This window comes from Nocardia sp. NPDC055050 (assembly GCF_053608345.1).
Genome location: NZ_JBSGVG010000019.1, coordinates 96227 through 110639, shown reverse-complemented (window position 1 = coordinate 110639; position 14413 = coordinate 96227). Strand labels below are relative to the sequence as shown.

Below are 14413 nucleotides of genomic sequence, written 5' to 3'. Positions count from 1 at the left end.
GCAAGTGGCGCAGTCGACGGGAATTCCGCCGGCCACGACCGCTGGAGGCTGGGCGCACGGATCTCGCCTGCGGATCGCACGGGCCGGCCGCGCCTCAGCGCGGTGCGAGAGGCTCCTGCAGCTCGGTGACCCAGCCATCGGGATCGGGCGTCCACTCCAGGGTGACTTCGCGGACGGGCGCGCCGGTGCGGTGCCCGTTGTCCTCCACCCAGCGACCGAGCGCCTGCCACGCCGCGCCGATCCCGCTCACGTTCCCGCGATGGACGGTGGTCGCGGCGCGTTCGAGCGCGGGCAGATCGACGATCGAGAAGTCCGGTGCCGCAGCGGGATCCACATTCACCGGCACACACGCGTGCACGCCGACCGTCCCGTCGTCACGCGCGTCGTAGTAGGCGATCGCGGGACCGGCGATCGTGATCCCGGCCGCGGCCAGCCGGTCGGACAGTTCGCTGAACAGCGGCCCGATCACCGGGCTGATCGCCTGGGGTTCGAATCCCGAAGCCCAGCTGGACGATTCGGCCACTCTGGCTGCGGGCACCGACTTGATCACCACATCCTGATCGGGCATGACGCCCTCCTTTTCGATGATTCGGAGTCTCGCTTCGACTTCGGTCAACCGCGAACGGTCGGCCGCGATCCGCTGTTCCAACTCGGCTCGGCGCAAGGTGAGCATGCCGCGCAGTTCTGCCGCGTCGGGCCCCGGCTCGAGCATTCTGCCCACCTGTTCCAGCGTGAACCCGAGCTCCTTCAATGCGATGAGCCGATTGAGCCGGGCCAGCTGCGCCGCCGTATAGAAGCGGTACCCGGTGGCCGCGTCGACTCTGGCGGGCGCCAACAAACCCACCGCGTCGTAGTGGCGCAGCATGCGCACCGACACCTGACCGTGCCTGGCGAAATCTCCGATACTGAACATGACGCCTTCCGGTGTACGGCCTCACACGGTGAGAGAGTCAAGGGCGAACCGGTCGACCTCGCCGCGCCGCGATCAGGTGCGTCCGGCACTGCGCCCGGCGCGGTCGACCCTCGCGCTGGCCGGGATCAGAATCTGCCGCCCCGGCTGACTCGACGCGATCCCGACGAGCCGCCGTACGAGCCCGGACGGTAGCCGCCGCCTCCGCCATAGCCGCCGCCTCCGCGCCGCGAACCGCCACTCATCGCGCCCCGCAGCAGCTCGTTGAGCAGGATTCCGCCCAGCACCGCGCCGGTCTGTGAGCCGCCGCCCGACATCGGCTGACGCGTCTCCCACGCCTGCACGCTGGCCTGCGCCTGCTGCATGGCCCGGCCGCCGAGGTCGGCGGCGGTCTGTGCGCTGACGAGTGCGCGTTCGGGGTCAGTGCCCGCGAGTCCGTGTGCCTCGGCGAGGTGACGTTGCGCTTCGGAGAGCCGGGTGCGGGCCTCCGCATCGACGCCGCCACGCCGGGTGGTGATGAACGACGACGCCGCATCGATGCGGGCGGATGCGTCGGTGAGGGTGCGATCGAGCCGGCGTCGCAGATCCTCCACGGCCAGTTTGCGATCCGAGGCCGCCGCGATCGCGCGGTCCAGTTCGGCATCAGCGGTGACCGCGGTGTGGAAGGTACCGAGGGGATCGCTGTCGGCGTTCGGGGCATTCAGGGCCGCGGTGGCGGACGAGACCGCGGCGGCCAGGTCGGCGCCGCCGAACTCGGTGAGGCTCGTGGCCGAGCTCAGGTCGGCGCGCAGTTCGTCGAGGGCGGCCGCAAGACCGTCGCGTGCTTGCTGGATATTCGTCGCGGCCTGGTCTACGGCATCGAGCAGCGTCCTTGCCTGTCCGATCGCGCCTTCGGCCGCTCGGATCGCCGCGACCGCACCACCCTGCTGCCCGACGGGCTGGGTGAGAGCGGTTCGAGCGGAGTCGATGTTGTTCTCGGCGAAGGTGATTCGCTCCTGCGCCATCCGCACGTTGTCGTGGATCGGCGCGATGACCGAGGGTGGATAGGTCGAACCCAAGCGGGTGAGTTCGGCTTCGGAGCCCGGCATGCGCGCGGTCAGCTCGACGATGTCGCGGGTGAGCGTGTCCAGCCGAGCGGGCGCGTCGATGAGCAGATCGCGCATGGCGTCGAAATCGGCGACCTGCGAGTCGAGTTCGCGATCGGCCGTGCCCGCCGTGGCGATCAGCTCGATGAGCATGGCGCGCTGCTGGTCCGGCGTCTCCGGAATCGCGTCGTCGAGTTGCTGACGAATCGTGAACGCCTTCGCGGTGGCGGCGCGGGCGGCATCGAGCGCGGAGCGGAACGGCGTCACCGCGGTGTCACCGAATTCGCTGGTGGCCAAGGTCAATTCCTCGGCGCTGGTCCGCACGGCATCGTCGATCTCGACCAGTCGCTCGCGGGAGAGCGTGTGCAAGGTCGGCAGCGACAATCGCGCCAGCGCCGCGGAATCGGTCGGATCCACCCCGCGCGCGGTGGTCAGCTCGGCACGATCCCGGTCACCTCGACGCTTGCGCGAGAACAACATCAAACCGCCGGCCACCACGATCACAGCCAGCCCGATGAGGATCAGCACACCCCACGGCACCCCGCCGCCCCGCATCGCCGAACCGATTCCCTCGGCGGTGTCGACCGCGGCCTGTGCCCACTTCTGGTCGCGCAGATCGGGTTCCACCGAGCCCGCGAGCAGCGAGTCCAGTTCGGAGTCGCTCACACTCTCGGGAAGGGTGCCGTCGAGCCAGTAGCCGCGGTCGTCGACGGCCACCGCCAGCAGCAGATCATGATCGCTGAAACCGGAGAGGTCGGAAGTGCGGGCAGCCCAGTCGCGGGGCGCCATCGACCCGAAGGTGCGCACATAGTTCACCCACAGCTTCACCTGGTGATCGCGGTAGAGGGCGTCGACCGCGTCGAGCACGCGTGCTTCGTCGCCCGCACTGAGCACATTCGCGGTATCGACCACCTGCGGACCCATGCGCGCGGGCGGTTCGCCGACCGCGCTGGGCGCGCACAGCAGACTCAACACGGCGAACACCGCGCAGAGTGCGGAAACCGATCGTGGGGCCGAACTCGACAGCGGCATGTGTCGAATCTAACGGTCGACACCGACACCGGCACGACAGCGCGGCGCGTGGCTTCTACGATCGGGTGCATGGTCACAGTCGCTCGCCAGTACACAGGTCACGTCACCGCGGGCGGGGACGCCCAGCAGCGCGACGTCCCCGGCGCCCGCATCGTGAAGATGTCCGTCGGCCCGATGGACAACAACACCTACCTGATCCAGAGCGCCACCACCGGCGCCGCCGTGCTGATCGACGCCGCCAACGATGCCGAGCGCATCATCGAACTGACCGCGCTCGAGACACCCGGCCAGATCGAACAGCTCGTCACCACCCACCGCCACCCCGATCACTGGCAGGCCCTGACCGAGGTCACCAAGTCCCTCGACGTCCCCACCGCCGCCCACACCCTCGACGCCGACCACCTCCCGGTCCGCCCCGACCGCCTGCTCGAAGACGGCGACACCATCGAAGTGGGCGACCTCGTCCTCCACGTCATCCACCTGCGCGGCCACACCCCCGGCTCGGTCGCCCTCGCCCTCACCGACAACGCGGGCCACACCCACCTCTTCACCGGGGACTCCCTTTTCCCAGGTGGAGTGGGGAAAACGCACAGCCCCGCCGACTTCGACACCCTCCTCACCGACGTCACCACCAAACTCTTCGACCGCTACCCCGACGACACCGTCGTCTACCCGGGTCACGGCGACGACACCACCCTCGGCGCCGACCGCGCGAATCTGCCCGAATGGCGGGCGCGGGGTTGGTGATCTCCGGTCCGGTCAGCGCAGCGTGAAGGCTGGGGCGGTGAGGGTGAGCCCCAGGTCGGCGGTGTAGGCGAAGACCGCGAAGAACACCAGTGCCGCACCGGCCAGGGCGAGGTCCTTGTTGAAGTGGACCATCTCGTGTTGCTTGGTCTCGGCGTCGGTCTCCTTCCAGAAGGCATGCATCAGGAAGGCCGTCGGCACCAGGAACGCCACCAGGACAAGCGATCCGAGATCGCCCCAGGCGCCGAGCAGCACGCTCGTTCCCGCGACGAGCATGGCGGCACCCGAGGCGTACACCGCGAACAACGGCGACGGCACCCCACGGCTCGCGGCGTAGCGCGCGGTGTCCTTCGCGCCGCTCAGATGGCCGATAGCCGCGCCGATGAACAACGCGGAGAACAGGATTCGTCCGATCAGGACCATGACGCTCATGACTTCCACCTGATCATCGTGAGACCGGTCGCGTCCAAGACCGATCTCTGCGGGCCCGATACCGAGCGGGTATCGTCGCAGCTCATGGACCTCCGTCTGCTGCGATACTTCACGGCGGTGGCCGAGGAACTCCACTTCGGTCGCGCCGCCGCCCGGCTGTACATGACCCAGCCGCCCCTGAGCAGGGCGATCAAACAGCTCGAAGACGACCTCGGCTACGAACTCCTGCGTCGTTCACCGACGGGCGTGACTCTCACGCCTGCCGGGTCTGCCCTCTACGACGAGGCCCTCGAGCTGCTGGCCCAGGCCGATCGGGTGCGCACCAGGGTCGCGGTCGCAGCCGGGGCGTCCGCCGTCACGATCGGCACCTTCGCCGAAGCGGCAGGGAGCCGACTGGCCGCGGCGTACCGGGCCGCGCATCCCGACGTCCAGGTGCACATCAGAGAAGGCGACTTCGCCGACCCGACGGCCGGGTTGCGCGCCGGACGCGTCGACATCGCCCTCACCCGCACGCCCTTCGACGAAACCGGCATCACCACACAGGTTTTGCGCACCGACCCGGTGGGTGTCGTCCTTCGCGTCGACGATCCCCTGGCCGATCGCGCGAGTCTGCACCTGCGCGAACTGGCCGATCGACAGTGGTTCCAGCTGCCCGCCGACACCGATCCGATCTGGCGGAGTTACTGGTCGCACCCGACCGATCCGGACACCGGCCCGGTGGTGCGCACCGTCCACGAATGTCAGCAAACCGTCCTGTGGAACGGCACCGTCGGCCTCACGCCACTGGGCCACCCGGTCCCGGAGGGTCTCGTGGTGGTCCCGCTCGCCGACAAGCCGCCGAGCAGCCTCGTGCTGGCCTGGACCAGCGCGGCACACAGCCCGCTGATCCGCTCGTTCGTCGACATCGCCGCGACGATCCCCTGGGAGTCCGCGGGATCGGCGGTCGGCCGTTCACCGGAACGGAATCCGGTGGTGACCGCTGACCCCGCGGGGCGTCGGAGCGACCTGGCAGACTGACGAAGGTGAAATCGGGTTTCTCGCGAACGGTCACGCCCGCCCCGGATGTCAGGCATCCGCGCGGGCTGGTGTCGACGGTCTCGGTGTGGTTCGTCCGGTTGATCGCCGGCGCGGTGCTGATGGGGTTGGTGCTGGTCGCCGGGACAGCGGTCCGGGTCTGGCAGGTCGCGCGGATCGACGACTACACCCCCGCGAACGCGATCGTGGTGCTCGGCGCGGCCCAGTATTCGGGAACGCCGTCGTCGGTTTTCGAGGCGCGGCTGTATCAGGCGTGGCGACTCTACGAGGCCGGGGTGGCGCCCACCGTGATCACTGTCGGCGGCAAACAGGAGGGCGACCTGTATACCGAAGCCGCCTCGGGCAAACGGTATCTGGAGGACAAGGGCGTCCCCAGCGAGAATATCGTGGCCGTCGAAACCGGTTCCGACACACTGCGCAGCATCGAGGCGGTGGCGTCGGCGATGGGGGAGCGCGATATGTCATCGGCCGTACTCGTGAGCGATCCGTGGCATTCACTGCGAACCAGGACGATGGCTCGCGACGCAGGCCTGGAAGCGTGGACCGCACCCACCCGTACCGGGCCCGCCGTCTACACGAGGGAGTCGCAATTCCACGGCATCGCCCGCGAAACCGGCGCGCTGCTCTGGTACCAGCTCACTCATTTCTCGGCAGATTTTCCTTACGAGGCGGGACAGTGAGATGACAGGGACCTATACCCCGCACGACCAGGAACGCATGGTCCACGAGCCCGGTAAGACCGCGTGGCCCGGCGCCGCGGGCAAGGGGCATCGCAGTGAGTTCTCCCGCGATCGTGCCCGCGTGCTGCACTCCGCCGCGCTGCGTCGCCTCGCCGACAAGACCCAGGTCATGGGCCCGCGCGAGGGCGACACCCCGCGCACCCGGCTGACCCACTCGCTCGAAGTGGCCCAGATCGGGCGCAGTATCGCGGACGGTGTCGGCGCCGACCCCGACCTGGTCGACCTGGCCGGCCTGGCCCACGACATCGGCCACCCGCCCTACGGTCACAACGGTGAACGCGCGCTCGACGAATTCGCCGACCGCTACGGCGGTTTCGAAGGCAACGCGCAGAACCTGCGCATCCTGACCCGCCTCGAACCCAAGGTCCTCGACGCCGACGCAGAGAGCTTTGGGCTCAACCTCACTCGGGCGGCCCTGGACGCGACCCTCAAATACCCTTGGGGCAGAAGCGGTTCCGGCACCAAGTTCGGCGCCTACGACGACGACCTCGAGCGCCTGGCCTGGGTGCGCAAAGACGCGCCCGACCGCAAACAAAGCCTGGAATGCCAGATCATGGACTGGTCCGACGACGTCGCCTACTCGGTGCACGACGTGGAGGATGGTGTGATCGTCGGCCGCATCGACCTGCGCGCCCTCGCCGACCCGGCCGAACAGGCGGCGCTGGCCGAGCAGGGCCACGGCCAGCATCCCGACCAGTCGATCGAGGCACTCGCCGCCGCCGCGCAACGGCTCTCCGAGCTCGACATCGTGGCCGACGCCGTGAACTACGACGGCAGCTTCGGCGCCTCGGTCGCCCTGAAACGGCTCACCAGCGAACTGGTCGGCCGCTTCGCCACCGCCGCGATCTCGGCCACCCACGAGCGCTACGGCGAAGGCCCGCTCAGCCGCTACGAGGCCGACCTGATCGTGCCGCCGATCGTGGCCGCCGAGGTGGCCGTCCTCAAGACCGTCGCCCTGCGCTACGTGCGCTCCGACCCCGGCCACCTCGCCCGCCAGCAGACCCAGCGCGACCGCGTGCAGGCCGTGGCCGACCGCCTGCTCACCACCGCGCCCGCCCACCTCGACGATCAGATGCTGCCCTGGTTCAACGCCGCCACCACCGAGGCCGCCCGCGTGCGCGTGGTGATCGACCAGATCGCGTCCTACACCGAGAGCCGCTTCGAACGCGTCGCCGCCTCGCTGGACTGCCGCTGAGCAGACCCGACTAGACTCGCTCATCGTGGCCGGACGAATCCCAGATCGCGATATCGCGGCGATCCGTGAACGTGTCCGGATCGAAGATGTAGTCGGCGAGTACGTGGCGCTCAAGCGCGCGGGCGCCGACTCGATCAAAGGTCTGTGCCCGTTCCACGACGAGAAGTCGCCGTCGTTCCATGTGCGCCCCAACCACGGGCTTTTCCACTGCTTCGGCTGTGGTGAGGGCGGCGATGTCTACAAGTTCCTGCAGCAGATGGAACACATCGGTTTCGTCGAGGCCGTCGAGCAGATGGCCGATCGCATCGGCTACCAGATCAACTACGAGGGTGGCGGCACCTCGGTGCAGCGCGACCGGGGCACCCGCTCGCGCCTGGTCGCCGCCAATGCCGCCGCGCACGAGTACTACATGGGCCTGCTGCACGAACCCGAAGCCGAGGCCGCGCGCAAGTATCTGACCGACCGCAACTTCGACAAGGCATCCTGGGCGCAGTTCGGCTGCGGTTACGCCCCCGCGGGCTGGGACGGGCTGACCAAGCACCTGCAGCGCTTGGGTTTCGAGTTCAAGGAACTGGAAGCTGCCGGACTGTCCAAGCAGGGCAAGCGCGGTCCGATCGACCGGTTCCATCGTCGCCTGCTGTGGCCGATCCGCAATCTCGGCGGCGAGGTGATCGGTTTCGGCGCGCGCAAGCTGTTCGACGACGACACCATGCCCGGCAAGTACGTGAACACGCCGGAAACGTTGCTGTACAAGAAGTCTCAGGTGCTGTTCGGTCTCGACCACGCCAAGCGCGACATCTCCAAGGGCCATCAGGCCGTGGTCGTCGAGGGCTACACCGACGTCATGGCCATGCATCTGGCCGGGGTGAAAACCGCGGTGGCGTCGTGCGGCACCGCGTTCGGCGAAGAACACCTGCAGGTACTGCGCAGGCTGCTGATGGACGACAACTTCTGGCGCGGCGAGATCATCTACACCTTCGACGGTGACGCGGCCGGGCAGGCCGCGGCGCTGAAGGCGTTCAGCGGTGATCAGCGGCTGGCGGGACAGACCTACATCGCGGTGGCGCCCGACGGGCAGGATCCGTGCGAGTTGCGTCAGCACTCCGGCGACAGCGCCGTGCGTGATCTGGTGGCGCGGCGGACCCCGCTGTACGAGTTCGTGATTCGCGGACTGCTGGCCGAACACAATCTCGACGATGTCGAGGGTCGTGTCGAGGCGCTGCGCCGTACGGTGCCCGTGGTGGCCCAGATCAAGGACAACGCCACCCGCAAGGGGTATGCCACCAAGCTGGCCGGCTGGGTGGGCTGGGACGACATCCAGCTCGTCGTGCGCCGGGTCGGTGAAGAGGCGAAGAAGAACCGGATGGGCGGCACCACGCCCGATCTGAAGTCCGGCGCCGCGGCGATCCCCGCGCCTCGCGTCGAGGAGAGCTCCTCGGTGCGGCCCGCACCGAACGACCCGGTGCTGTACGCGCAGCGCCAAACCCTCAGCGCCGCACTGCAATACCCGGGCATCGCGGGCGTGTCGTTCGACGCCATCGACGCCGCCGCCTTCACCCACCCCGCTTATGTGGCCGTGCGCATCATGATCGCCCAGGCCGGCGGCACGGCTGCCGGGCTCAGCGGTGCGGAATGGGTCGCCGCCGTCGCCGACCACACCGACGACCTGATGATCCGCGCCCTGGTCTCCGAACTGGCCAACGAGCAGCTCCCGGTGCGCACGCAGAACGACACCCCCCGCTTCATCACGGGCATTCTCGCGCGAGTCCAGGAAGCCTGGGTGGGCCGCCAGATCGCCGAGCTCAAGTCGAGGCTGCAGCGGCTGTCGGCCAGCGAGGAGCCCGACACCTACATGACGCTGTTCGGCGACCTGGTGGCGCTGGAGCAGTACCGCAAGAGCCTCGCGGCCCAGGCGATGGGCAACGAGGGCTACGCGGCCGGCGCCTGACACCACCCGGGAGTCACGGTTTGGTGGCTTCGGTGAGAGTACGGCTGGAATACGCCACGAACGGCCCCTCCTGCCGGATTCGATCGTGGAGCCGACGCAGCTGGTCGAGGTAGGCCTCGACGGTGAACCCGGGCACCATCCAGATCACCTTGCGCAGGAAGTACACGACGGCACCGATGTCGTGGAACTCGATGCGTAGCCGCTCGGTCCGCTGGTCGGTGATCGTCAGTCCGGCGGCCCGCGCGGCGGCGGCCTCGTCGTCGGGATGGCGCCCTCGACGGGCTTCCGGTTGCGGACCGAGGAAATACTCCACCAGTTCGAACACGCTCGCCGGTCCGACGTGCTGTGCGAAATACGTTCCCCCCGAACGCAGAACGCGCGCGATCTCCGCCCACCAGATCGTCGCCGGATGTCGGCTGGTGACCAGATCGAACGCCGCGTCGGCGAACGGCAACGGCGGCTCGTCGGGCGCGGCGACGACAACGACGCCGCGAGGATGCAGCAACGCGGTCGCCTTGGCGATGTTCGGCGGCCACGACTCGGTGGCGACCATGGTCTGCGGGAACACCTGCGCCTCGGCCAGAACTTCGCCACCACCGGTCTGAATATCCAGAGCAGCGGAAGCGGTCTTCAGCCGATCACTCATCAGCCGCTGATAACCCCACGAAGGACGCGCTTCACTGGCCCGCCCGTCGAGCCAGGAGAAGTCCCATCCCTCCACCGGCGCCGATGCCGCTTCGGCGATCAAATCCTCGAACGTCCGTCCCATGCGAAATCACTATGCCAGCGACCGCCCGGCGACACCTCTCAGTTTCGCGGCTACCGGCTGAGCTGTTCGCGGACGAACGCCGCGGCCTGGTCGCGGGTGTCGTTGACGAACTACGCGGGCCGGCGACGGGCAGTTCGGCGCAGATGAATTCGGATCGGAGGTTGCATAATGACACGGTGCACTCCGGTGATGGTCTGTTCGATCGACGCCTGTCCGACCGCGCGCGAGAAGTAATCCGCCAAGGTGCCGAGATCGCGCTGAACGCGCCGGAGGAATGGCTCGACGAACTCTATGACGCCACTCTCCTGACAACCAGCCTGCGCGCTGTCGCGGGGGATCCGCTGCTGGCCGAGGCGGTCCGGCGCGTCAACCGTGGCAACCTGCTGCACTGGGCCTCGGCCAACGTGGCCGATCCGGGAATGCCGGTGCCGATCAACCTCGGTGCGGACCAGATCGCCACCGTTCGCGACCTGGTCCGGCGTGGCATGAACGAGGCCGCTTTGCAGGCCTATCGCGTCGGGCAAAATGTCGTCTGGCGACGGTGGATGACCATCATCTTCATTCTCACGCCGGACCCGTTCGAGCTGCAGGAGGTCTTGGAGGTCACCGCCGCCTCGATCGCCGCATTCGTGGACGGCACCATCGAGGCGATCACCGAGGTCATCGGTCAGGAGCGCGACGAACTCGCCCGCGGCTCGTATGCCGAACGCCGCGAAGTCATTTCGCTCATTCTCGAGGGGGAGCCGACCAACATCGAGCGTGCGTCGACCCGCCTCGGCTACCGGCTCGACGCCACCCACACCGCGGCCATCGCCTGGAGTGACATTCCCGGTGCCGAACTCGACGAACCGCATCGGGTGACCAGGGCCCTCACACAGGCCGCCGGGGCGGCCACGGCGTTGAGCGTGCTCGCCAGCGCGGCCACCCTGTGGGTGTGGGTGCCCGGCCCCACCCCTCCCGACACCGCGGCACTGACCGAAGCGCTGGACCATATCCCCGGCGTGCGGATCGCGATCGGCTCGACCGGCCGAGACCTCGCCGGGTTCCGGACCAGTCACCTCGACGCGCAGGCCGCGCACCGAATCCTCGCCCGCCCGCACAGCACCCGACGCCTGGTCACCTTCGGTGAGGTGCAGCTGACCTCGCTGATCACCGAAAACGGCGCTCAGGCCGACCGATTCATCAAGTACACCCTCGGCGATCTGGAACACGCCGACAGCGAACTGCGCGAATCGGTCCTCGTCTACATCAACGAGCAATGCAATGCCACGCGCGCTGCGGCGCGCCTGTTCACCCACCGGAACACGATTTTGCGCAGGATCGCCCGCGCGGACGAGTTGCTGCCACGTCCACTGGCGGAGAACGGCGTGCATGTCGCGGTCGCATTGGACGCGTTGTACTGGCGGCAGAACACTCCCCGGCCCAGTTGATTACCGCCGCGCGCAGACCGGAGTGAGGCGGTGCGTGCCCCGCAGGCCCTTGAGGGTCGCTTCCCGTCCGGTTCCGATCGTGAGATCGGTACTGCTTCCGATCGCCTCCAGCACCGGCTCGCTGAGGAGGACTTCGCCACCCTCTGCCTGCGCGGTGACCCGCGCGGCCATGGCGACGTTGCGTCCGAACAAATCGTCACCCCGGCGGACGGAACTTCCCATGTGGATACCGATCCGGACCCGGAAATCGGCCTCGCCCCGGGATGCTTCGGCGTCCTTGAGCAGTGCCGCCTGGATGGCCAGGCCGCATCGGACCGCCCGGTCGGCAGCGGCGAAGGCGATCATGTACCCGTCGCCCTGGTTCTTGACCACATGGCCGCCGTGGTTGTGCACGCAGCGATCCACCAGGCGGTGGTGGCGGTCGAGCAGCTTGACCCACGCACGGTCGCCCAGCTGTTCGTTGAGAGCGGTCGATTGCTCGATGTCGGAGAACATGATGACGACGTTGCCGTCGGGCGCCAGTCTGGCCAGGTCGGGACGTTCGACCCGTGCCCAGCCCGCGAGGTCTTCGATGGAGGTGAGCACGGCGGCACGAAAACCTTTGGCACGCACCAGATCAGCGGCCTGCCAGGCGGTTCGTACCGCTTCGCGACCGCTCACCACCAACCGCTGCCCCGTCGTCGACCGACGTGGTGCCCGGCGCTTGCGCCGACTCCGGACCAGCAAGATCGACAGGATGAGTATGCCGACGGCTTCACCGGCGGCGACGATCGCGAGCACGGTGATCGTGACTGTGGTCATCGGAGCAACCCTGGCGGAGTAGCGTGGCTGGTCGAACCCTGTAGCGGCTGCGCGCCCGAGCTGTTCACGGCAAAATAGTACACATTCGTTCACTCGAATTCGACCGGCGTAGCGGATGCCTGCCGACGGTGAATCCTGGGACCATCGCGCTCCGCACCGGGTCGGCTCACTCGCCGTCATTGCGGGCACGGGCAGCATTTCTACAGCTGAGAAGGTCCGTACTCGACATCTGGCAAGCACGGAGACCGTGCATTCGCCGGGCGGAACCGTGTCGGACGTAGCCGCGAATCCTGCTTCCGTACCCTGTTTGGGTGTACGGGTGAAGCGTCCTTTGCATGCCCGATGGTGCATAGTGCACAACGATGGTTTCATCGGGGTGCGAAGCACCATTGGAACGCGGGGTGGTGAGGCCGCACGATAAAGCGCAAACAGCGGAAAGTAGGAAATGTGCGCATGCCCGACAGCATCCTGTCGGCCCGGACCGCGACGACGGTAGGTCGGCCGATTCTCGACCGGCTCCCCGCAGCGTCAACGATTTCGGGCAAGATCATGAGTCTGTTCATCGTCGGCAGTGAACTACCCGCCCGAGTGCCCATGGCGGCCCTACGTCGCGATGTCGCCGCACTGGTGAACGCGTGCCTCGAGCTCACCGCCAGAACGTTGACCGGCGGCGACACTGCCGAACCGCTGGCCGAGGTGCGCGCCGACGTCATGGAGTGGGCACGCGAGGGCGTCACGATCGACGCGATGCACAAGGCCGTGCGGGTAGGCACGCAGGCGGTGTTCGACCATCTCACCGCACGCGCGAGGGTCGACGAGGATCACGTGGCACTGATCGAGACAGCGCGCATGTTCGGCCACCTCTCCCGCGAGCTCGCCATGGCGATCTCACAGGCGTACCTGCGTGAAAGGCAGGTAGCGGGTAGTGACGCAGCGGATACCGTGGCCGCCGCGCTGATCGCCGGGAATGCGACACCGGCCCTGGCGCGCGCCTGCGGGGTCCGGTTGGCCGAGAGCTATTTCGTCTTCGCGGTCGGGTTCGTGCCACGCCATGGAGCGGACGAGCCGCGCCCGGATCGTCATATCCTCGCGCACCGGACAATTCGGCGAATCAGGGCCGAGGTGCTGCACCACTGCGATGACAACGCGCTGATGCAGATGGGCACCGACACAGCTACCCTGCTGATTCCGCAAGACCATTTCGATCCCGGCGCCGCCGAACGGTTCGTCGAGCAGATCGCCGGCGCGGCGCAGACGCAGGTTCGCGCCGCGTTCGTGGTGGCAGGGGCAGGCGGCATCTCCGAAGGGGTCGAGCGCGCGCACGCGGTGCTCGACATCATGCGCCGCCTGCGCCGAGTCGGGCTCGAGCGCTTCGACGACCTGTCGCTGGAGTATCAGCTGTCCCGGCCGGGCACAGCAGGAAGGCATCTGGCCGCGCTACTGGACCCGCTCGAGGACCATCCAGTCCTGCTGGAGACGTTGACAGCGCACCTCGCGACCCACTCCACTCGTCTGCACACCGCGCGTGCGCTGCACGTACACCCCAACACTGTCGACTACCGACTGAACAAGATCGCCGAGATCACCGGCCTCGACCCGACGCAGCCGGACGGTATCTGGCGCCTGCGTTCCGCGCTCGTAGCCCGCATGACCGGCGCGGGTGAGAAAGAGTTAGCCGCCGGCGGTGACCCCGACCAGACCGCCCAGGCATGCTGATCGGAGGCGGACCCCAGGTCGGCCACCGAAGTCGTGGAGAGGCAGTGGTGAGACCGAACAAGGCGGCCGGCATCCGATGGCGCATACCGGTCGCCGCGTCGGCCCTTCTCATCGCCTGTACAGCAGGACTTTTCTGGCTACGGTGCGTGTACATCGTGCTCCACTCCAGACTGTCAACCGATCCGCTGACAGATCCCCATGGCTACGAACTCCTCATCGGCACCGTGCTCGCCCTACCCGCCGCGGCGGTCGTCGCGGCCGCCGCGCCATTTGTCGTCGAACCCGGCTCGAGCCGGATTCGACTGGCCAAGATCGTGGCGACACTGCTGGTAGTCCTCGTAGCACTGGCCTTGATAGCGCTGCTCACAGCATGAACCGAAGCCAACGCGCCATAGCCGGTCGGGAAGGCTGTCGGCGCGGCAGTCCGGGCGGACATCAGCGGCGGAGATAGCCTCGTGAAGTTGGTCTTCGGAGTGTTGGGTATGGCCGCTCGCGGGACTTCGAGGATGCGGCTGCTCGACCGAACCCGTCAGCTGATCGGCGAGCGGGGCGAGGAATTTTCCGATAACCGGACGC

At 68.0% G+C, this 14413-nt stretch carries 13 protein-coding genes; 8 read left to right on the top strand and 5 right to left on the bottom strand.

All coding sequences use genetic code 11. The annotated features are described in order from the left end of the window. Positions 1–94: 94 nt before the first annotated feature. A complete protein-coding gene (locus ACWGCN_RS20815; RefSeq protein ID WP_452458252.1) occupies positions 95–913 on the bottom strand; it encodes a MerR family transcriptional regulator in 819 nt (272 codons plus the stop codon). A 125-nt stretch (positions 914–1038) separates the two neighbouring features. Beyond that, entirely contained in the window at positions 1039–3027 is a 1989-nt protein-coding gene (locus tag ACWGCN_RS20810; RefSeq protein WP_452458253.1) for a TPM domain-containing protein, read from the bottom strand. A 69-nt stretch (positions 3028–3096) separates the two neighbouring features. Between ACWGCN_RS20810 and ACWGCN_RS20805 the strand changes: the two genes are divergently transcribed. Beyond that, a complete protein-coding gene (locus tag ACWGCN_RS20805) occupies positions 3097–3774 on the top strand; it encodes an MBL fold metallo-hydrolase (protein WP_452458254.1) in 678 nt (225 codons plus the stop codon). Between the two features lie 12 nt (positions 3775–3786). Here ACWGCN_RS20805 and ACWGCN_RS20800 read toward each other — a convergent pair whose 3' ends face one another. Then, positions 3787–4203, bottom strand: coding sequence for a DoxX family protein (locus ACWGCN_RS20800; protein WP_452458255.1), 417 nt, complete (start codon positions 4201–4203; stop codon positions 3787–3789). Between the two features lie 84 nt (positions 4204–4287). On the opposite strand from ACWGCN_RS20800, the gene ACWGCN_RS20795 reads away from it, so the two are divergent. From ACWGCN_RS20795 to dnaG, 4 genes are all read left to right on the top strand, one after another. Beyond that, positions 4288–5220: a LysR family transcriptional regulator gene (locus ACWGCN_RS20795; protein ID WP_452458256.1), complete on the top strand. Its 933-nt coding sequence runs from the start codon at positions 4288–4290 to the stop codon at positions 5218–5220. 119 nt (positions 5221–5339) lie between these two features. Continuing rightward, a complete protein-coding gene (locus ACWGCN_RS20790) occupies positions 5340–5918 on the top strand; it encodes a YdcF family protein (RefSeq protein WP_378637756.1) in 579 nt (192 codons plus the stop codon). A 1-nt stretch (position 5919) separates the two neighbouring features. Next, positions 5920–7173, top strand: a complete 1254-nt coding sequence (locus ACWGCN_RS20785; protein WP_387447805.1) for a deoxyguanosinetriphosphate triphosphohydrolase — start codon at positions 5920–5922, stop codon at positions 7171–7173. 25 nt (positions 7174–7198) lie between these two features. Continuing rightward, positions 7199–9121, top strand: coding sequence for a DNA primase (gene dnaG / locus ACWGCN_RS20780; protein WP_378637593.1), 1923 nt, complete (start codon positions 7199–7201; stop codon positions 9119–9121). Positions 9122–9134: 13 nt separating this feature from the next. On the opposite strand, the gene ACWGCN_RS20775 is transcribed toward dnaG, so the two are convergent. Then, complete coding sequence (locus ACWGCN_RS20775) at positions 9135–9890, bottom strand: class I SAM-dependent methyltransferase (protein ID WP_452458257.1); 756 nt, start codon at positions 9888–9890, stop codon at positions 9135–9137. Between the two features lie 176 nt (positions 9891–10066). Here ACWGCN_RS20775 and ACWGCN_RS20770 point away from each other — a divergent pair, with 176 nt between their 5' ends. Beyond that, complete coding sequence (locus ACWGCN_RS20770; protein WP_387447810.1) at positions 10067–11320, top strand: PucR family transcriptional regulator; 1254 nt, start codon at positions 10067–10069, stop codon at positions 11318–11320. Here ACWGCN_RS20770 and ACWGCN_RS20765 read toward each other — a convergent pair whose 3' ends face one another. After that, positions 11321–12121, bottom strand: coding sequence for an adenylate/guanylate cyclase domain-containing protein (locus tag ACWGCN_RS20765; protein WP_452458258.1), 801 nt, complete (start codon positions 12119–12121; stop codon positions 11321–11323). Between the two features lie 453 nt (positions 12122–12574). Between ACWGCN_RS20765 and ACWGCN_RS20760 the strand changes: the two genes are divergently transcribed. After that, on the top strand, positions 12575–13837 hold the full coding sequence (locus ACWGCN_RS20760) for a PucR family transcriptional regulator (protein WP_452458259.1): 1263 nt from the start codon (positions 12575–12577) through the stop codon (positions 13835–13837). Positions 13838–13992: 155 nt separating this feature from the next. Then, complete coding sequence (locus ACWGCN_RS20755) at positions 13993–14211, top strand: hypothetical protein (protein ID WP_452458260.1); 219 nt, start codon at positions 13993–13995, stop codon at positions 14209–14211. Positions 14212–14413: the final 202 nt, after the last annotated feature.